This window comes from Bradyrhizobium sp. Ken64, from assembly GCF_055807555.1.
On sequence record NZ_JBVVPA010000002.1, the window covers coordinates 242,560 to 262,469 of the forward strand.

The 19,910-nt window shown below is 63.5% G+C and carries 17 protein-coding genes; 6 read left to right on the forward strand and 11 right to left on the reverse strand.

Annotated elements, in window-relative coordinates:
- Window positions 1-21: 21 nt before the first annotated feature.
- The 5 genes from AC0L2F_RS04300 to AC0L2F_RS04320 all read right to left on the reverse strand — a co-directional run bounded on the left by AC0L2F_RS04300 (window position 22) and on the right by AC0L2F_RS04320 (window position 4,950).
- Window positions 22-867: an ABC transporter ATP-binding protein gene (locus tag AC0L2F_RS04300; protein WP_473247603.1), complete on the reverse strand. Its 846-nt coding sequence runs from the start codon at window positions 865-867 to the stop codon at window positions 22-24.
- 151 nt (window positions 868-1,018) lie between these two features.
- Entirely contained in the window at window positions 1,019-2,011 is a 993-nt protein-coding gene (locus tag AC0L2F_RS04305; RefSeq protein WP_473247604.1) for an ABC transporter substrate-binding protein, read from the reverse strand.
- 63 nt (window positions 2,012-2,074) lie between these two features.
- Window positions 2,075-2,884 (reverse strand): ABC transporter permease, encoded by an 810-nt coding sequence (locus AC0L2F_RS04310; RefSeq protein WP_007593901.1) that lies wholly within the window; start codon window positions 2,882-2,884, stop codon window positions 2,075-2,077.
- A gap of 327 nt (window positions 2,885-3,211) precedes the next feature.
- Entirely contained in the window at window positions 3,212-3,871 is a 660-nt protein-coding gene (locus AC0L2F_RS04315; RefSeq protein ID WP_035973911.1) for a TetR family transcriptional regulator, read from the reverse strand.
- A gap of 230 nt (window positions 3,872-4,101) precedes the next feature.
- Complete coding sequence (locus AC0L2F_RS04320; RefSeq protein WP_473247605.1) at window positions 4,102-4,950, reverse strand: VOC family protein; 849 nt, start codon at window positions 4,948-4,950, stop codon at window positions 4,102-4,104.
- A gap of 209 nt (window positions 4,951-5,159) precedes the next feature.
- Between AC0L2F_RS04320 and AC0L2F_RS04325 the strand changes: the two genes are divergently transcribed.
- Window positions 5,160-6,053, forward strand: coding sequence for a sugar kinase (locus AC0L2F_RS04325; RefSeq protein WP_007593904.1), 894 nt, complete (start codon window positions 5,160-5,162; stop codon window positions 6,051-6,053).
- Window positions 6,054-6,085: 32 nt separating this feature from the next.
- Window positions 6,086-7,003: a ribokinase gene (gene rbsK / locus AC0L2F_RS04330; protein ID WP_473247606.1), complete on the forward strand. Its 918-nt coding sequence runs from the start codon at window positions 6,086-6,088 to the stop codon at window positions 7,001-7,003.
- 150 nt (window positions 7,004-7,153) lie between these two features.
- Here the strand turns inward: rbsK and AC0L2F_RS04335 are convergent, their stop codons facing one another.
- Window positions 7,154-8,374, reverse strand: a complete 1,221-nt coding sequence (locus tag AC0L2F_RS04335; RefSeq protein WP_473247607.1) for an NAD(P)/FAD-dependent oxidoreductase — start codon at window positions 8,372-8,374, stop codon at window positions 7,154-7,156.
- Window positions 8,375-8,599: 225 nt separating this feature from the next.
- Here AC0L2F_RS04335 and AC0L2F_RS04340 point away from each other — a divergent pair, with 225 nt between their 5' ends.
- Window positions 8,600-9,394 carry an enoyl-CoA hydratase/isomerase family protein gene (locus AC0L2F_RS04340; RefSeq protein ID WP_473247608.1) on the forward strand — a complete coding sequence of 265 codons (795 nt, stop codon included), beginning with the start codon at window positions 8,600-8,602 and terminating at the stop codon, window positions 9,392-9,394.
- 3 nt (window positions 9,395-9,397) lie between these two features.
- Here AC0L2F_RS04340 and AC0L2F_RS04345 read toward each other — a convergent pair whose 3' ends face one another.
- The 4 genes from AC0L2F_RS04345 to AC0L2F_RS04360 form a co-directional block, all read right to left on the reverse strand.
- Window positions 9,398-10,738: a TRAP transporter large permease gene (locus AC0L2F_RS04345; protein WP_007607804.1), complete on the reverse strand. Its 1,341-nt coding sequence runs from the start codon at window positions 10,736-10,738 to the stop codon at window positions 9,398-9,400.
- Window positions 10,735-11,316, reverse strand: a complete 582-nt coding sequence (locus AC0L2F_RS04350) for a TRAP transporter small permease (RefSeq protein WP_473247609.1) — start codon at window positions 11,314-11,316, stop codon at window positions 10,735-10,737. The genes AC0L2F_RS04345 and AC0L2F_RS04350 overlap by 4 nt, the downstream gene beginning before the upstream one ends.
- A gap of 172 nt (window positions 11,317-11,488) precedes the next feature.
- Window positions 11,489-12,496 (reverse strand): TRAP transporter substrate-binding protein, encoded by a 1,008-nt coding sequence (locus AC0L2F_RS04355; protein WP_473247610.1) that lies wholly within the window; start codon window positions 12,494-12,496, stop codon window positions 11,489-11,491.
- Window positions 12,497-12,559: 63 nt separating this feature from the next.
- Window positions 12,560-14,290: an IlvD/Edd family dehydratase gene (locus AC0L2F_RS04360; RefSeq protein ID WP_473247611.1), complete on the reverse strand. Its 1,731-nt coding sequence runs from the start codon at window positions 14,288-14,290 to the stop codon at window positions 12,560-12,562.
- Between the two features lie 176 nt (window positions 14,291-14,466).
- Between AC0L2F_RS04360 and AC0L2F_RS04365 the strand changes: the two genes are divergently transcribed.
- Entirely contained in the window at window positions 14,467-15,171 is a 705-nt protein-coding gene (locus tag AC0L2F_RS04365) for a GntR family transcriptional regulator (RefSeq protein WP_063993224.1), read from the forward strand.
- 354 nt (window positions 15,172-15,525) lie between these two features.
- Window positions 15,526-17,790: a hybrid sensor histidine kinase/response regulator gene (locus AC0L2F_RS04370; RefSeq protein WP_245313418.1), complete on the forward strand. Its 2,265-nt coding sequence runs from the start codon at window positions 15,526-15,528 to the stop codon at window positions 17,788-17,790.
- 126 nt (window positions 17,791-17,916) lie between these two features.
- On the opposite strand, the gene AC0L2F_RS04375 is transcribed toward AC0L2F_RS04370, so the two are convergent.
- Window positions 17,917-18,330, reverse strand: coding sequence for a hypothetical protein (locus tag AC0L2F_RS04375; RefSeq protein WP_473247802.1), 414 nt, complete (start codon window positions 18,328-18,330; stop codon window positions 17,917-17,919).
- Window positions 18,331-18,629: 299 nt separating this feature from the next.
- Here AC0L2F_RS04375 and AC0L2F_RS04380 point away from each other — a divergent pair, with 299 nt between their 5' ends.
- Window positions 18,630-19,901 (forward strand): MFS transporter, encoded by a 1,272-nt coding sequence (locus tag AC0L2F_RS04380; protein WP_007607789.1) that lies wholly within the window; start codon window positions 18,630-18,632, stop codon window positions 19,899-19,901.
- Window positions 19,902-19,910 lie beyond the last annotated feature (9 nt).

The following is a 19,910-nucleotide window of genomic DNA, read 5'->3' on the forward strand; positions in this document are numbered from 1 at the left end:
TCAAGGGACATCCCATCCGTCCTAATCCAATGCCCCTTGCGAGAAAAAGTGCTTGCGGATGCGCTGCACCAGCTCCGTGAAAACAGGATCAGCCATCACGTCCAGCGAACGGGGCCGCGGCAGCGGCACGTCGTAGATCGCGGCGATCGCGCCGGGCCGCTCGGTCATGACCAGCACGCGGTCGGCGAGGAACACGGCCTCAGGGATCGAATGCGTGATCAGCAGGACCGTCTTCCGGGTTTCGCGCTGGATCCGCATCAACTCGACATTCATGCGCTCGCGCGTCAGCGCATCAAGCGCGCCGAACGGCTCGTCCATCAACATGATCCTGGGATCATGCACCAGGGCACGGCAGATCGAGGCGCGCTGCTGCATGCCGCCGGAGAGCTGCCACGGCAGCTTCTTCTCGAAGCCTTCGAGCCCGACCAGCTTCAACAGCGCCTTGGCGCGGTCGAGATATGTCTGGCGCGGCAGCCGCTTCATGTCGATCGGCAGCATCACGTTGGACAGGATGTTGCGCCATGGCAGCAGCAGCGCGTTCTGGAACACGATGCCGACATTGCCGTGCGGCGCCGTCACCTTCTCGCCCTCGACCAGGATCTCGCCCGTCGTCGGCCGCAACAATCCGGAGATCAGCTTGAGTAGCGTGGACTTGCCGCAGCCGGATGGGCCGACCACGACGAAGAACTCGCCGTCGTTGATATGGAAGTCGAGCGGCCGCAACGACGGCACATCGCCGTCGCGCGTCCGGTAGGTCTTCGACACGCCGGAGAGCTTGATGCCCGATGCATCGCCGGCAGCCCGGTCGCTCACCAGCCTCAGATGCGCGGTCGGTTGCGTTTCGATTGGTTGGGTCGCAGCGTTCATCGCAGCTCTCTCCGACCGTCGTCCCGGCGAAAGCCGCGACCCATACGCCGTGCCGGCGCGTTTGAGCTCACGGGTGGGGACCTTTCGCAACAAGTGTTGCCGGTGGTTATGGGTCCCGGCTTTCGCCGGGACGACAGCCGAACTTTATGACTCACGAGCCGCTCTTCGGCAGATAGTCGTTGGTGTAGAACGCCTTCGGGTTCTCCTTGGCCTTGGCATCGAGCCCGCCATATTCGACCATCAGATTGACCGTATCAGTCATGTTCTGGTCGGTAACCTGGAACGGCCGCTTGCTCTTGGTCTCGGGTGTCCGGTAGAGCGGAATGGTCAGCTCAAAACCCTGCGTCAGCGTGTCGATCTTGCCGCCCTTGGGGTTGGCATCGAGGATCGACTGCGCCGCGGCCTTCGGCTCCTTCTCGGCGGCTTCGACCGCCTTGGTCGTCGCCGACATGAAGCGGCGGACGAGGTCGGCATTGGCTTTCACATAATCAGTGTTGGCGATGATGCCCGAGGAGACCATGTTGATGCCGTAGTCGGCGAACTTGATGGGATAGACGTCCTTGCCCGTGGCGTCCTTGATCTTCATCGACTGGTCCATGACGTAGCCGAGCAGGAGATCAGCCTGGCCATTGATGACAGCGTTGAGCTTGGTCTGGCCATCGCCCGCCACCGTCTGGAAGTCGCTTTCCTTGAGGCCGGTCTTCTTCAGGAACAGCGGCCAGATCTGGGTCATGGAATCGGCCGGCGTGATCGCCACCGTCTTGCCCTTGATATCCTCGGGCTTCCTGATGTTCTTGTCGACGAAACCCATGGCGGACATCGGGCTGGTCTGGAGCAGCACGCCGGTCGCAACCACCGGCGCGCCCTTGATCGCTGCGCGCATCATGGTGGGCACGTCGACATAGCCGAAATCGGCGGTCTTGGCGGCGACGGCCTGCGTGGTCGCGGCCGAGCCGCGGCCTTCCTGGATCTCGAGGTCGATGCCTTCGGCGGCGTAGATGCCCTTCGCCTTGCCGTAATAGAACGGCGCGTGCTCACCATAGACGTACCAGTTGAGCATCAGCACGACCTTGTCGGCTGCTTGCGCCGGCATGGCCGCGAACACCATCAGCGCCGCCGAGACAGCTCCTATCCACCGCTTCATCGTCACTCTCCCTTGTCGTTGTTTGCGTCGGCCTTTGGCGGCCGTTCGTTGCTTTGGTTGGTGTCAAGAGGCGAAAATCACGTCCTCGCGCTGGCTGACATGCCAGGGAATGACCAGCTTCTCGATCCGGTCCACGATCCAGAACAGGATGACGCCGAGCAGCGCGAGGATCACGAGCGCCGCGAACATCGTCGGCAGGTCGAAGGTGCCGATCGAGCGCTGCATCACATAGCCGATGCCGGAATTGGAGCCGACGAACTCGCCGACGACGGCGCCGACCACGGCGAGCGTCACCGACACTTTGAGGCCGGAGAAGATCGCGGGCAGCGCATGCGGCAGGTTCACCGCGCAAAACACCTGGAAGCGGCTGCCCTGCATGGCGCGGGCGAGATCGACCATATCTGGATCGACCGATTTGAAGCCCTGCACGGCGGAGACCACCACCGGAAAGAAGCCGAGCAGGAACGCCGAGATCACTTTCGGAATGATGCCGAAGCCGAACCACACCACGAACAGCGGCGCGATCGCGATCTTCGGCACGGATTGCGAGAACACCAGCAGCGGATAGACGTAGCTCTCCACCGTCTTGGAGCCCGCGATCAGCATCGCGATGGGGATACCGAACAGCGCCGAAAGCGCGAAGCCGCAGACGGTCGCATAAGTCGTCGGCCAGGACTGGCGCAGCAGTTCCGGCCAATCGGTGCGCAGCACCGCAATGACATCGCCCGGCGACGGGATCTGGTAGGCGGGAATCTTGAACAGCCGGATCGCGAGATCCCAGGCCACGACGATGAACACCAGAAACAAAAACGGCCGGATCCAGGCCGCGTTCAGCATCTTGGACACCGCACTCTGCGGCTTCAGCTCAGCCACGTCTCACTCCCGGTCGTCTTGTTCGTTGCGGAGAAATTAACCCGTTGGATAAATACTGTCCAGAGGTTTTCCTGCGACGTTTTGGGCGGGGGTTCCGGCGGGTTTGGGCGGGGGGATCGCGGGCGAAACGTGCCGTCCCTCCAAACATTCGGTGTCGTCCTGGCGAAGGCCAGGACCCATAACCACAGGGTGAAGTTTGGCGAAGGCTGGTCGTTCGGGATTGGCACCACGCGCGATCGATGGATCACGCGGTATGGGTCCTGGCCTTCGCCAGGACGACGATGGAGAGGCAGATCGCGTCAAACAAGGAGACGAGCGGCAGCAGTGCTAAACCGTCTGCGCCACCGCGGCGCGCGACTTCGGCGCCTTCGTCATGGCTAACAGCGCGCCCGACTGTCCCGTCAGCGCTGCCAGCACGAGGCCGACCATGTGGTCCAGCCGCTCGTCCTTGGCGTCCTTGGCCAGCAAATCGCGACCGAAGATCACGCTGAGCGTCGCCGAGTTCGACAGATAGAAGAAGCACAGCCCCGCGATCGAGATGTAGAGCTGGACAGGATCGACCGCGACCTTGAAGTCGCCGCCGGACACACCGCGCCGCACCACCGTGCCGATCATCTCGACGAAGGGCGAGTGCATGGATTTGACCTTGGTCGAGCGCTTCAGGTGCTTTGCGCGCGCGAGATTCTCGGTCTGGAGCAACGACAGGAATTCGGGATTGCGCAGGAAATAATTCCAGGTGAACTCGATCAGGCGGCGGATGGCCTCAGGCGGATCGAGATGCTCGAGATCGAGCCCGCGCTCCTCGCTGCGGATCTTGTCGTAGGCGCCTTCGAGCACCGCGAGATAGAGTTCGTCCTTGTTGCCGACGTGATAATAGAGCATCCGCTTGTTGGCGCCGGCGTTGGCCGCGATGCGGTCGACACGCGCACCGGCAAGCCCGTGCGCCGAGAATTCCTGCTTGGCGGCTTCGAGAATGCGCAGCCGCATCCCCTCGGGATCGCGCTGCCATTTCAGAGTTCGCTTTGCCGCTGCTTTCGCCAAACCGGGTGCTCGCTGGTGGTCTCAGGATGCCGTGTAACACGGGAGCGCGCGTTTGAGAAACGTGGTCATTCCGGGGCGCGCCCTCTTGGGCGCGAGCCCGGAATCCATCGTGCGACAGGGCAAGTGGAGGAATGGATTCCGGGCTCGTCGCTTCGCGACGCCCCGGAATGACTCCCTCAATCCACCGGCTTCGGCGAGCGCTCCAGCAGGACCGTCTGGATGCCGCAGGTGCCGGTCCGCACCGTCACGATCCGCGTGCCGGGCTTGCGGCCGTTGCGCACTTCGCTGATTTCGAGGCCGGCGGCGATCAGGCGGGCGCGCGTAGCATCGATGTCGGTCACCCGCCAGCTCAGGCCCCAGAGGCGGTCATGCTGGGGATCGCCGCCCGCGACGGGACGGCGGACCACCTCGACGACGAGATCGCCGCAGCGGAAGAACATCAGCTGGCCCCAATCCTGATGCGAGCGGTCGAGCGCCAGATCGAGCCCGAGCCGCGCGCCATAGAGCGCGGCGGCGCGATCGGAATCCTCGGTGGTGATCACGACGTGGTCGAGCGCATCGATCGGCGCAATATCGGTTGCCGGCGAAAGCGGACGCTCAGCAGCCAGTTCGAGGAAGAAAATGCGCACGCCGCGCGTGAGCTCCGTGGCGGCGCGCGTCCGCTTCCAGTGCAGGGCCGCGCCGCTCTCTGCATCGCGGCTTTCGACCTCGGCAACCGGATCCGGCTTGAGCGCGACCCGCTCCAGCCGCCGATGCATCTTGCTCATGTCCGCGACACGAAAGCACAGGCTGGCGAGCACGCCTTCCTGGTCGCCGAGCAACGCGCGCATGCGGTCGGCGGTCACGCTGAAGCCGTTCGGCGCCATCAATTCGATGGTCATGTTCGCGAGAGTGAACAGCACCCGGTCGGCGCCCTCGCCCGAATTCTGCCAGGCCGGCGCGCGCCCGAGCAGCGTCTGATAGGCTGCCTTGGCCGCACCGATATCCCTGACCAGTGCGACGACGTGATCGAGGCCGGTGATCATGTTTCCCCCTGTTATCGGCCCGGAACCGTGGACCGAGAGACGGCGTTTGTCCGGGCTTGGCATTGCCCGGTGATGGTCGTATTCCGGCCGCATGCCGACCTCAAGCACTCCCAGCGGCGGTTTTGCGAATAATTTCAGCGGTCCCGCGGCGGAACCGGTGTTACAGTAAGCGCGCCGGCCGGGACCACAAAGCGCATCACGGACAAGCAATGCAGGCTCTCTTCATCGGACAGACCTATATCGACGTCGTCTTCATTACCGACCACATGCCGACCGGCGACGAGAAGCACGTGGCTTCCGACTACGCGGTTTCCTTCGGCGGCAATGCGGTGACGGCGGCGTTCTGCTGCGCCAAGCTCGGCATCGTGCCCGATCTGATCGCCACGGCGGCCAATGACTGGCTCGGCCGCATGTTCATGGACATGTGCGCGAAATATGCGATCTCGCTGCATGGGCGGAAGGTCAACCAGTCCTCGCTGTCCTTCATCATGCCCAAGGACGGCAAGCGCGCCATCGTCCGCTGCCGCGACGACGACCACATCCATCCGTTCCCGATGCTCAATCTCGGCGGCTGCCGCGCGCTGCATGTCGACGGCCATCAGCCCGACGCGGCGATCCACTACGCGAAAGTCTGCCGCGAGGCCGGCATCTTGACCTCGCTCGACGGTGGCGGCCTGCGCACCAACACGCATGAGCTATTGGAATTCATCGACGTCGCCATCGTTGCCGAGCGCCTGTGCGAGCAGATGGACCTGACGCCGGAGAAGATGCTGGACTACCTCAAGAGCCGCGGCTGCAAGATCGGCGGCATCACCATGGGCGAGAAGGGCCTGCTCTGGTACGACGAGACCGGAACGGTGCAGGTGATGCCGGCGATGCCGATTCCGCGCGAGCGCGTGATCGACACCAACGGCGCCGGCGACGTCTTCCACGGCGCCTATGTCTATTCCTATCTTGCCCATCCCGGCAAAAGCTGGCGCGAGCATTTCGATTTTGCCCGGGCAGCCTCGACCTTCAAGATCCAGCGTCTTGGCAACGAAGCCGGCCTGCCGACGCTGGTCGACATCGCCAAGGTCAGGCACGAGTTCGAGGTCAGGGTCTAGCGTTCGCCGAGGTCTCTCATCCGAGGTTTTTTATGGGGCGCGTCTTCGTCGCCGGCAGCATCAACATGGATGTGGTGGCGACGGCCGATCGCCATCCGAAAGTCGGCGAGACCGTCGCCGGCAAGCGGGTGCTGTATTTTCCCGGCGGCAAGGGCGCCAACCAGGCGGTCGCGGCGTCGCGGCTTGGCGCGCGGACCACGTTGATAGGCCGGCTGGGCAAGGATTCGTTCGGCGGTGAGCTGAGGACGTTCCTCGGCACACAAGGTATCGATCTCGGCGCGATCCGCGAGACGGCCGAGGCGCACACCGGCACGGCCATCATCACAGTGGCGGAGGCCGACAACACCATCGTCGTCATTCCCGGCAGCAATGCGCTCGTCGGCGTCGACGACGTCGCGGCCGCGCCGCTGGCGAAGGGCGATGTCGCGGTCAGCCAATTCGAGATCCCGCTGCCGACGATCGCCGCGTTCTTCCGGCGGGCTCGCGACGCCGGAGCCACGACGCTGCTCAATCCGGCCCCGGCACAAACCATGTCGAGCGAATTGCTCGCGCTGGTCGACATCCTCGTACTGAACGAGACCGAGCTCGGCCTCCTCGCCGGCGTGGAGTTGTCCGACAGTGACGAGGCCGCGCGGATCATCGACGTCGCGCGAAAACTTCGGGCGCGCCAGGACCAGGCCATCTGCGTCACCCTCGGCAAGCGCGGCGTGCTGGCGCTCGCGGGACACGAGGAGATTTCGGTGAAAGGCCGCGCGGTGAAGGCGGTCGACACCACGGGCGCAGGCGATTGTTTTGTGGGAGCGCTCGCGGCGCAACTCGCCGACGGTGTCGACTTGCGCCCGGCACTCGCCTTCGCCAATGCCGCCGCCTCGATCTCCGTGCAGCGCATGGGCGCGGGACCGTCGATGCCGACGGCTGGGGAAGTCGTCGCGGTCATCGATGCGAACTGATGCCTTTCTTACCTCGCCCCGCTTGCGGGGAGAGGTCGGATTGCGAAGCAATCCGGGTGAGGGGGTACAGGTTTCACTCTCATCTCCCTTGCGGAGAGAGCCCCTCACCCCAACCCTCTCCCCGTAAGAACGGAGAGAGGGAGAAGAGACTCACGCCAGCGCGCCCTTCAGGTCGAAGCTTTCATCGGCGGCCTGCTCCGGAGTGATCGAGCGATCCAGGCCGAACAGGCGGCGGCCGAACATGTGGTCGCCGGCACGGTTGATCGATTCGATGCCGAGCAGATTGTCCCCCTTGTAGCAGAACGCCGAGAACGCCTTCCTGGCGGGATCGCCGCGCAGCACGACGCGGTCGTAGCCGGTGGTGAGGCCCGCGATCTGGAGCTTGTCCTCGCCCTGGTCGCTCCAGAACCAGGGATGGCTGTCATAGGCCTTGCGGTCGCCAGTCAGCCGCGCCGCGAGGCAGCGCGCGTGATCGGTGGCATTCTGCACCGATTCTACCCGCAGCGAACCGCCGAAGCGCGGGCTCTTGAACAGCGCGCAATCGCCGATCGCCGAGATATCGGGATCAGCCGTCGAGAGATATTCGTCGACGATGATACCGGCCGCGACCGGCAGCCCCGCCTCCGCCGCAAGCTCGATGTTCGGCAGCACGCCGACGCCGACCACGACGAGATCCGCCGGCAGATGCCTTCCGTCGCTCAAGGAGACGCCGGTGACCTTGCCGTCCTCCGCCTCGATGGACGTTGCCTGTACGCCGAGGTGAATGCGGATGCCGGCCTCGCGATGCCGCGCCTGAAAATACTCCGAGACCTCCGCCGTCACCGCGCGCGCCATCACGCGCGGGGCGAGTTCGAGCACGTCGACCTCGAGGCCCTTGATGCGCGCGGTGGCTGCGAATTCGAGGCCGATGAAGCCGGCTCCGATCACCACCACCCGGGTCTTCGACGGCATGATCGTTCGCAGCGCCTCGCTCTCGTCGAGGATGCGCAAATATTTCACGTCCGGAAGGTTCGCATTGGGCAGATCGAGCAGCCGGTTGCGCGCGCCGGTCGCCAGCACGAGGTGGCCGTAGGGCAGCGTCCTGCCCGAGGCGAGCAGCACCTTGCGCCCCGCGCGGTCGATCGACACGGCGCGGTCCGCGACCAGCTCGATGGTCTGGTCCTGGTAGAATTTCTCCGGCCGGAACATCAGGCTCTCCGGTCCGGCGGAACCCTTGATGTAGGCCTTGGACAAAGGCGGCCGCTGATAGGGCAGATGCGCCTCGTCGTTGATCAGGCAGATAGCAGCAGAAAAGCCCGCCTGACGCAGGGATGCCGCGAGCTGGTAGCCGCCATGGCCGGCACCGACAATGACCACCGGACCATCCGTCATCGGACAGCCCATTTCCGCAAGACACGAGCGTCACCCATGTCGTCTCCTCTCGCGCTGATTTTGGCTTGCTTGCCCAGGAGGAGCCGGCGCTCGTGTCCGTCCCTGACGAAGGCCGGTCCATTTGAGCCTATCGTTCCGCATTGCGCAAGGGCGCCTGCCGGGGATTGTCACCCCTCGCCTTCTGCGTTTTAGTTCGAGCTCCAATCTCATGCCGGGGATTTCAAGATGCCAGCTCCCGTCTCCCAGCCCGACGATCCCGCCTTGCTGCGGATCGAGGGCCCAATCGCGACCGTCACGCTGAACCGGCCCGCCGCGTTCAATTCGATCAACCTGGCGATTGCGCAAAAGCTCGAACAGCTTGCGGCTTACATCGAAGGCGCCGACGATATCAGGGTCGTGGTCCTCGAAGGCGAAGGCCGCGCCTTCTCGGCCGGCGGCGATCTGCAGACGATCGGTGCGGCGGCTGAGGCCAACACGGTGACGCCTGTCGTCGGCGAGCTCTTGAAGCACTATCATGCCTTCATCGAGATCATCCGGCGCATGCCGAAGGTCTCGCTGTCCAGCGTGCACGGCTCGGCGGCCGGCGCCGGCATGGGCCTCGCCTTTGTCACCGATCTCTGCATCGCTGCGGAGGATGCCAAATTCACGCCGGCCTACGCCAAGATCGGGGTGTCGCCGGATGGCGGATCTACGGTCGGCATCGTCAACACGGTCGGCTCGCGCCGCGCGCTGCAGATTTTCCTGGCGGAGGACAATTTTACCGCACAGCAAGCCTATGAATGGGGCCTGGTTGCCAAGACCGTCCCTGCGACTGAGCTGAAAGCGGCCACGCGGCTGCTTGCCGAACGTCTCGCGCAGAACCCGCCGGCCGCAATCGGGGGCACCAAGTCGCTGGTCTATTCCGCGGCCACCACGCCGGTGAAGCAGCAACTCGACGCCGAGGAGCACAAGATCATCATGGCGATGAACACGGAGGAGTTTCGAACCGCCGTGAAGAAATTCACGAGTAAAGGCAAGTAGCTCTTACTGCGGACAGATATACCCCGTCCCCGCCGGCGACTTGAAGCAGCCGACCGACTCCGGGAGCACTTGGCGCGGCAGCCACAGCACCACGCTCGGGAAGTAGATCGCGAACGCGATCGTCCCGAGGAACACCAGATAGATCGGCAACGCGGCGCGTAGCGCCTTCGCGAAACTGACGCCGACGAATTTCGAGGCCATCAGCAGCACCAGACCGTAAGGCGGCGTGATCAGGCCGAAGGCGAGCGTGGCGATCAGCACCACGCCCATATGCACGGCGTTGATGTCGCCGGCTTCCGTCAGCGTGTTGACCAACGGCATGAAGATGATGATGGTCGGCACCGGCTCGATGAAATCGCCGACGATCGTGAACAGCAGCACCATCAAGAGCATGATCAGATGCGGATCGTTGCCCGCGAGCGACGTGATGACTTCGGCGATGTAGCTTGCACCGCGCAAGTACGCGAGCATCCAGCCGAACGCGTTGGCGGCGCCGATCGTGATCAGCGGCAGCGAGAAGATCAGGCCCGCAAGGCAGAAATCGTACGGAATCTTCCTGATATGGCCGCGGTTGAGCGCGGGGATCACGACCGCGACAATCCAGACCACGGCAACGACGCCGGCTTCCGTCGGCGTGAACCAGCCGGTCAGAATGCCGCCCAACAGGATCACGGGGATCATCAGCGGTAGCGCCGCGTCGCCGGCCGCGAACACCACCTGCCGCAGCGGCGCGCGCGGCTTGCGCAGGCCGGAGGGCCCGAAGAAATAGCAGTAGATCATCAACCCGAAGCCGATCATCAGGCCCGGCACGACGCCTGCCATGAACAGGCCGGCGATCGAGACGTTGCCGACGGCGCCATAGACCACCGCGGTGATGCTCGGCGGCACCAGCGCCGCAATCGTCGAGGCAGATGCGATGATGGCGGCGATGAAGGCGGGCTCATAACCCTCGCGCTTCATCGGGCCGCCCAGAGCGCGGCTCATCACGGCGACGTCGGCCGTGGTCGAGCCCGACATTTCCGAGAAGAACATGCTGAAGACGACCACGACCTGCGACAGGCCGCCTCTGATATGCCCTACCAGCGACACCGAGAGGTTGGCTATTCGAACCACCACATTGGCCGAGCTCATGAGTTCGCCGACCAGCAGGAAGAACGGGATTGCCAGCAGCGCCTCGGAATCGACGCCGTCGAAGATTTTCTGGATGATCGCGGCGAGCGAGACGTCCGACAGCAGCGCGCCGATGAAGACACCGGCCATCAGCGAGAACGGCACGGGCACACCGAGATAGCCGAAGGACAGGAAGCAGACCGTCATCAACGCCAGAACAATGGGTGCGCTCACGGCTGCGCCCTCATCTGTACGTCGGTGATGACAGGCGTCCCGTCGTCCTCCTCGGGCGGCTCGGGGTGGTCAAAGCCGTTGCGCAGACCGTTGACGAGCTGCTCGACGGTGAACAGGCCGATCAGCACGCCCGACAGCGGGATGATCGCGTAGAGCGAGGCAATCGGCGTGCCCGACGGCAGGCGGAAACTGCCGAAGCCGCGGAGATAGTTCTGATAGCCGTAGACGATCAGGCAGAAGGCGACGCCGAGCACCACGATCCGGATGATGATCTCGACGATCAGACGCGGCGTGCCGTGCATCGCCTCGGAGATCGCGGTGAGATAGAGATGGTCGTTGCGCCGGGTCGCAGCCGCGGTGCCGACGAAAATCGCATAGATGAACAGCGTCGAGGTCACTTCCTGGAGCCAGAGCCAGGGATGGCCGATGGTGCGGGTGACGATGTCGGCGGTCACCGACAGCGAGAAGCCGAAGCAGAGCACGCCGCAGAGGATCATCAAGGTGAGCTCGAGCCAGTCGAGCCCGCGCCATTTGAGGTGGCGCTGTCGTTGCACCAGCAGTTTGTCGGCGATGGCCATCAATGTCGTCCCTGCCTAGTGCGCTACTGCGCACGGGGGCCGGGACCCATAGCCCCAGCTGCGTGTGGTCAAAGCAAGCTGGCGGCTATCCTGCCCCAAGCTTCGCCGCGGCGTATGGGTCCCGGCTTTCGCCGGGACGACTCGTGAAGGCACGGACATTTCCGCGGGCGGCCTAGTTGATCGAGCGGATCAAATCCTTGATCTTCTCGGCGTGCGGGCCGAGCTCCTTGGCGAGCTTGTCGAGATAGGGATCGGCGATCGCCGTGAAGGTCTTCTTGTCGACGTTGTCGACGATCTTCACGCCCATCTTCTTCAGCTTCTCTGCCGCGGTGCGTTCGAGGTCGAAGGCCTTCTGCGGCTCCTTGGAGCTGACCTCGTTCCCCGCCGCCTGCACCCACCCCTTCTGCTCGGCCGACAGGCTCTGCCAGAGCTTATCGGAGATGAACACCAGCGCGTTGTTGGCCTCATGCTCGGTGATGTTCAGGACCGGCGCGACCTCGTAGTGCTTGTTGACGAGGTAGACATTGATGCTGTTCTCGGCGACGTCGACGACGCCGGTCTGCAGGCTCGTGTAGACGCTGCCGAACGGCATGTGCACGGTCTGGGCGCCGTAGGCCGGGAACATGGTGTCCTCGGTCGCGGTCGCCTGCACCCGGATCTTCAGGCCCTTGATGTCGCCGACATTGTGGATCTCCTTCTTGGAGTACATGTGGCGCACGCCCTGCGAGCCGGTCGCGATCACATGCAGACCCTGCGTGGTCTCGTCGATCATGGTCTTGAGCGCTGCGAACACTTTTGGATCGGCCAGACCCTTGACCACGTGGTTCTCGTCGCGGAAGAGGAAGTGCAACGACATCACGCCCGCTTGCGGCGAGATCGTCGCGGTGTTCGCCGAGGAGATGATCGCAAATTCGACGTCGCCCGCTTTCACGAGCTGAAGCACCTGCGGCTCCTGCCCGAGCTGCGCGCCCGGATATTGGTCGATGATCATGGTGCCTTTGCTCAATTCCTTGAGCTTGTCGGCAAAGAGGTCGCCCGCGATGGAATAGCCGGTGTTGCGCGGCTGGTCGTAGGCAAAGCGATAATGCTTCACCTCCTGTGCCGATGCGCCCGTGACGAACAGGATCGCGGCCGTTGCCGCCAGCCGATGTAAGAATCTTGGCATGGATCGTGCGATCATCGTTTCCCCCTGTTTTTAACGCCCGCCGCTTGTGCGGTATGGGCTACGCTTCCGGGTGGTTGGTCACCCTCTCTTAGTTTTCTGCTCAGTCTTCTTCCCAGTCCTCTGCATGAAATCGAAATCGCAGCCCTCGTCGGCCTGCATGATGGTCTCGTTGAACAGCCAGGCATAGCCGCGCCGCGCCTCGTCGGGAGCGGCTGCCGGCTTCAATGAGGCATGGCGCCGTTCCAGCTCGGCCGCATCCACCAGAAGTTCGATGCTGCGCTTGGCGACGTCGAGGCGGATCATGTCGCCGTTCTTCACCAGCGCCAGTGGCCCGCCGACGGCGGATTCCGGCGTGATGTGCAGCACGATGGTGCCGAAAGCGGTGCCGCTCATGCGTGCGTCGGAAATGCGCACCATGTCCTTGGTGCCGGCGCGCGCGAGCTTCTTCGGGATCGGCAGATAGCCCGCCTCGGGCATGCCGGGCGCGCCCTTGGGGCCGGCGTTGCGCAGCACCAGCACGTCATCGGCGGTGACGTCGAGATCGGGATCGTCAACCCGCAGCGTCATATCCTCGACGGATTCGAACACCACGGCACGTCCGGTGTGCTGCAACAGTTTCGGGCTTGCAGCTGACTGCTTGATCACCGCGCCGCGCGGGGCGAGGTTACCGTGCAGCACGGCGAGGCCACCTTCCTTCTTGATCGGATTGTCGCGCGGGCGGATCACTTCCTGGCCGGGCACGTCTTCCGCGTTGGCGACGACATCGCGCAGGCTCTCGCCGGTGATGGTCTTCGCATCGAGATCGACGAGGTCACCAAGCTGCGCCAGCAGTTTCGGCACGCCGCCGGCGTGATGGAAATGCTCCATGTAGTGCTCGCCCGACGGCTTGAGATCGATCAGCACGGGCACCTCGCGGCCGATCTGGTCGAACACTTCGAGATCGAGCCGGTGCGGCGAGCGATGGGCCATCGCGGTCAGATGGATCAGGCCGTTGGTCGAGCCGCCGATCGCCTGGAGCACGACCTGGGCATTCCTAAAAGATGCCGGCGTCAGCACCTCGCTCGGCTTCGGCCCCTTGGTCTTGGCCATCTCGGCGGCCACCCTGCCGCTCGCCTCGGCAAGCCGAAAGCGCTCCGCATGCGGCGCAGGAATCGTCGCGCTCATCGGCAGCGACAGGCCCATGGCCTCGATTATGCAAGCCATGGTGGAGGCGGTGCCCATCACCATGCAGGTACCGACAGACGGTGCGAGCCGGCCGTTGACCGCCTCGATCTCGACATCGTCCATTTCGCCGGCGCGATACTTGCCCCAGAGACGGCGGCAATCGGTGCAGGCGCCCAGCACCTCGCCCTTGTGATGACCAACCACCATGGGGCCAACGGGAATGACCACCGTCGGCAGATCGGCGCTGATTGCGGCCATCACCTGCGCCGGCAGTGTCTTGTCGCAGCCGCCGATGACGATCACCGAATCCATCGGCTGCGCGCGGATCATCTCCTCGGTGTCCATCGCCATCAGATTGCGCAGATACATCGAAGTCGGATGCGCAAAGCTCTCCGCGATCGAGATGGTCGGGAACACGAACGGCATCGCGCCCGACAGCATCACGCCGCGCTTGGCGGCCTCGATGATCTGCGGGACATTGCCGTGGCAAGGATTGTAGTCGCTGTATGTATTGGTGATGCCGACGATCGGGCGCTCCAGCGCGTCATCGGAATAGCCCATGGCCTTGATGAACGCCTTGCGCAGGAACAGCGAGAAGCCGGCATCGCCATAGCTCGTCAGCCCTTTGCGCAACCCACTCGTCATCATACCACTCCCATTATCGGGTCATTGTCGTACAGCCTGCCCCTTGATTGTCAATAAGACAGACGTCAAACCTGCTATTTTCCGGATCGGCGTACTGGTCGGCGACCGGATTATTGACAATCCGAGCCTTCCCTGCTCCACAGGACGGACCGGCCAGGCGCCGGGAGGCCGAGGGCATGTCCGACACTCACATCGCAGATGCCATGACGGTCCGGCGCGACGATCCGGACGACATCGTCGCGCGGCTCGAGGAGGACATCATCTTCGGCCGTCTCGCGCCCGGCGCGCGCCTCACGGAAGACGCGCTGATGTCGGCTTACGGCACCTCGCGCCACTTCGTGCGCCAGGCGCTGGTGGATGCGGAGCGCCGCGGCATCGTCCGCCGCGAAAAGAATGTCGGCGCCACCGTACGGTTCTATTCGGCCGAAGAGGTCCGGCAGATCTACGAGGTCCGGGAGATGCTGACCCGGCAGGCGGCGCTGATGATCCCCCTGCCCGCACAGCAAGGCCTGATCGACGAGCTCTCTGCATTGCAGCGGCAATATTGCGCGAGAGCGGATTTGCAGGACCTGCGCGGCATCCACGAAGCCAACGACGCCTTCCACCTCGCGCTGTTCTCGGCCTGCGGCAATCCCTATCTGGTGCGCTCGCTGCAGGACTACATGAACCTGACCCTGCCGATGCGCGCCAAGAATCTCGCTGACAGCGACGGGCTGGCACAATCGCGGCGCCAGCACGAGTTCATGATCGAGCTGTTGAAGGGCCGTGACAGCTGGGCGCTGGCCCAGCTCTGCGTCGATCATATGCAGTTCAGCAAGAAGGATTATCTGGCGCGGATTGCGGGCGGCGAGGTCGAACGTCGGGACGCGCCGAATAAGTGAAAGACGTCCACTTACACCGCTGAGATTCGTTCGGACAAAGCCGCGATTTCGGCTTCCGCCTCGCGTTCCGAACCCGATCTTGCACCTTTGGCCGAGACGGGTTTCAACTGTATGTTGGTAACAAACAGCTGGCGCACTGGTTGAGGCTCATGCCCATGATCGACCGTACGGCGGCGCAGAGCTGCGAGAACATTGATGGTTGACCTGCCTAGCGCACAGCCGCCGGAGAGAGGCCCGCCGGTCCAGGCGCTCTTGCACAGCTGCGATTGGTCCAGGTCACCGCTCGGCCCACCGCAGGGGTGGTCACCGACGCTTCGGTCGGTCGTCAGTCTTGCGATGGACTCGAAATTTCCGATGTTCGTGGCTTGGGGCCCGGAACTCGGTTTCATTTACAACGACGCCTACGCTGAGATCCTCGCCGACAAGCATCCGGCCGCTTTCGGCGCTCGCTTCCATGACATTTGGGCCGAGATCTGGGACGATATCTCGCCCCTGATCCAAAAAGCCATGGCTGGCGAGGCAACTTGGCAGGAGAACCTGCCGCTCATCATGAACCGGCGCGGCTACGACGAGCAGACCTGGTTCACCTTCTCCTACTCGTCGGTCCGCGAGCCTGCGGGCGAAGTGATGGGTATGTTCTGCGCCGTCGCGGAGACCACCGGCCAGGTGCTTGCAGAAGCCGCGCTGCGGGAAAGCGAAGCCAGGGCCGCGGCGATCACGAACTCCATCGACCAGATGATCTGGTCGACGCGACCTGATGGGTTCCACGACTTCTACAATCAGCGTTGGTACGAGTTCACCGGCGTACCACAAGGTTCCACCGACGGCGAAGCTTGGAACGGAATGTTCCACCCCGAAGATCGAGAGGCCGCATGGTCCGCTTGGCGTCACTCCCTGGAAACCGGCGAACCGTATCAGATCGAGTATCGTCTCCGTCATCGATCCGGGCAGTACCGATGGGTGCTTGGACGTGCGCAGCCAGTGCGCGACGCAGATGGTGTGATCTTGCGTTGGTACGGGACCTGTACAGACATCGAGGACATGGTCGCCGCTCGGGAGATCCTGGCCCGATCGCGCGAACAGCTCGAACACCTGGTTCAGGAGCGCACGGAGGAGCGCAATCAGCTCTGGAGTGGGACCAACCTGTTGGTCGCGGTGGTCGCTTTCGACTCGACCATCCGAGAGGTCAATCCGGCCTGGCCAGCGCTGCTCGGCTGGTCGCAGGCTGAGATCGTGGGACGACCCTATACGCAGTTCATCCACCCCGATGACATCGAAGGATCGCGCCTCTGGGCCAACGAACTCGCGGCTAACGATGAATCCGGCGAATTCGAGAACCGTTACCTATGCAAAGACGGAGCCTATCGTTGGATCGCCTGGTCGGTCACCGCCAGCAAGGGAGCTTTTCACTGTATCGGTCGTGACATCCATCGTCAGAAAGAGCAGGCCGAAGCTCTGAGAGCCGCCGAAGAGGCCCTCCGCCAAGCGCAAAAAATGGAAGCCGTCGGGCATCTCACGGGCGGCATCGCGCACGACTTCAACAACATGTTGTCGATCGTGATGGGCTCACTCGATCTTCTGAAGCGCCGAATGGTCGAGATCGACCCCCGCGCCAAGCGCTATCTCGAAGCTGCCATGGACGGGGCGCGCCGCGCTGCCTTGCTTACGCAGCGCCTCCTTGCGTTCTCCCGGCAACAGCCGTTGAAGCCCCAACCCATCGATATCAACAAGCTCGTCTCGGGGATGTCCGGGTTCATACGCGGCTCACTCGGCAGCGATGTCAGGCTAGAGACTGTGCTGGATTCAGACGTCTGGCGCATCTCAGCCGATGCAAACCAACTTGAAAATGTCCTTCTCAACCTGGCCGTGAATGCCCGCGACGCAATGCCGGAGGGCGGCCGGCTCACCATCGAAACTCACAACGCTGATTTGGACGACCGCTATCTGGCAAGCGAACCAGGCGTCCTGGCAGGGCAATATGTATTAATCGCGGTGACGGACACCGGCTCCGGCATGCCTGCGGACGTAATGGCCAAAGCCTTCGACCCCTTCTTCACCACCAAGGCTGTGGGCAAAGGCACTGGCCTAGGTCTCAGCCAGGTATACGGCTTCGTCAAACAGTCGGGCGGCCACGTCAAGATCTACTCGGAGCCCGGCGAAGGGACAACATTCAAGGTCTACCTACCGAGGCTCGTGGATGCGACCGAGCCCGTTTTCACGGAAAAAGCAGCCGCGTTCCTGCCTACCGACGACAATCACGAGCTTATACTGGTGGTCGAGGACGAGCCCGCAGTGCGCCAGTATAGTGTCGATGCATTGATTGAACTGGGCTACCGCGTGATGGAGGCAGAAAGCGCAGAAGCGGCGCTGCAGCTTTTGGACGAAAACCCGGACGTCAACCTGCTATTCACAGACATCGTCATGCCGGACATCAACGGGGCGAAGCTCTCTGAAGAAGCGCTTCGGCGCCGAGCGGATCTGAAGGTTCTTTTCACGACAGGCTATACGCCCAACGCGATGCTCCAAAATCGTGTGGCAAGACCCGGCGTGGCCGTGCTCAGCAAGCCTTTCACTGTCGAGGAACTCGCAGCGAAGGTGCGAGAGGTGCTGGACGGTTAGCCAGCGAGAGCGCACCGGTTCTGCGCAACGGGGTACGTTGCGCCCCGCCGTCATACGCAGATGTCGCTCCCACGGGCCCACTCTGGCGCCGATTCCCGTCAGGCCGCGGCAGGCCAGAATGCGCGTTCAATACCGTCTCAGCAGGCCGCGATCCACGCTGGTATCGCCATAGTCGGCGCAGGCTCTCTTCGGGTTTCTGATCAGATCGGTCCGGACGCGCCTGAACGTTTTGCCGGCCGCGTCGGACACTTCGGAGCGGAATTTACCGGGATCGGAGCTCTCGCCATCGCGGGTCTTAATGGCCGCCGCATAAGCGTCGATCATCGCCATCGCGGCATCCGTGCTGCCGAGAAGCCGGGCGCCGAGTTGGACACTGCCGGCACCATTGACCTCGTAGCCGACGCATCGTTGTTCGAGCACCGCGGACGCGGTGACGAGCTGGTCGAGAAACGTCGCCTCGGCGTCGCTGAGCATCGCGGCTCGCGCCGGTCCCGAGATGATCAACGGGAGCAGTACGACGGCTGGCAATTTGATTCTCATTGTCCTGACTCGCGCTGCCGCCGTTGAGCCGTGATCAAGGCACCGATTGCCGAATTGCGGTCGCAAAATCGAGAGCCAGACGGCCAGAGCAACGTTGATCTGGATCAATGGGCGGAACGGCCAAAGCGAGGCTCAGGCCTTTGCGTCGCTCGCCCTGTGTGAATCGAGGCACCGCGGCAGGACGGACACTAAAACTGTTTGTCAAGCCATCGAAATTTCGCAGCGCCGGAAATAAATACCGCCCGGGCTCCGGCGCCACGTCGCGCGTCCTCCTCCACCTCCCTCCCGAATGAAATGCCATGACCGAACAAACCCTGACCGAGCCGATCGTCGAGCCGCAACAGCTGTCCCGCAGCTTCTCGCGCTACCAGGCGATCCTCGTTGCGCTGCTGGCGTTGGTCCAGTTCACGATCATCATCGATTTCATGATCATGTCGCCGCTCGGCGCCATCATGATGCCGGCGCTTGATATTTCGGCCGCCCAGTTCGGGGTGGCCGTCTCGGCCTACGCATTCAGCGCGGGAATTTCCGGCATCCTGGCGGCCGGCTTTGCCGATCGGTTCGACCGCAAACGGCTGCTGTTGTTCTTCTACGCCGGCTTCACCCTTGGCACGATGCTGTGCGCGATCGCGCCCAACTATCATCTGTTGCTGCTGGGGCGGATCGTGACCGGCCTGTTCGGCGGCGTGATCGGCTCGGTCGTGCTCGCCATCGTCACCGATCTGTTTACGCTGCAATTACGCGGCCGCGTCATGGGTTTCGTGCAAACCGCCTTTGCCGCGAGCCAGGTGCTGGGTATCCCCGCCGGTCTTTTCCTCGCCAACCAGTGGAACTGGCACGTCGCGTTCGGCGCACTGGTCGGCCTGTCTGTCATCGGCATGGCCGCCGTGATGTTCCTGATGAAGCCGGTGAACGGCCATCTCGGGCTGAAGCAGGATCGAAACCCGTTCCGGCATCTGATCGCAACGGTTTCGCAGCCGCGCTATTGGATGGCGTTCTCGGTGACGACCCTGCTGGCGACCGGCGGCTACATGCTGATGCCGTTCGGCAGCGCCTACACCGTGCACAATCTCGGCATCGACATCGTGCATCTGCCGACGATCTATCTCGTCTCCGGCCTGTTCAGCATTGTCATCGGACCGCTGGTGGGACGGGCGAGCGATGCCTTCGGCAAATATCCCACCTTTGTCTTCGGCAGCGCCATGTCGATCGTCATGGTGCTGATCTACACGCACCTCGGCGAGGTGAGCCTGACGGTCGCGATCCTGGTCAACGTCCTGATGTTCGTCGGCATCTTCTCCCGCATGATCCCGTCGCAGGCGCTGATTTCCGCAATCCCCGAGCCGGCGCAACGCGGCTCCTTCAGCGCGGTCGGCGCGTCGCTGCAACAGCTCTCCGGCGGGCTCGGCTCCGTGCTCGCCGCCGCGCTGATCGCGCAGGATCCCGACGGTACGCTGCGGCATTTCGACCGGCTGGGATACGTCGTCGTGACGACGGCGGTGATTTCCCTGATCCTGATGTACTTTGTGCAGCGGCCCATCGCGGCCCAGGCCGGCAAGCGCGTGGTCTAGGGCGTCGAT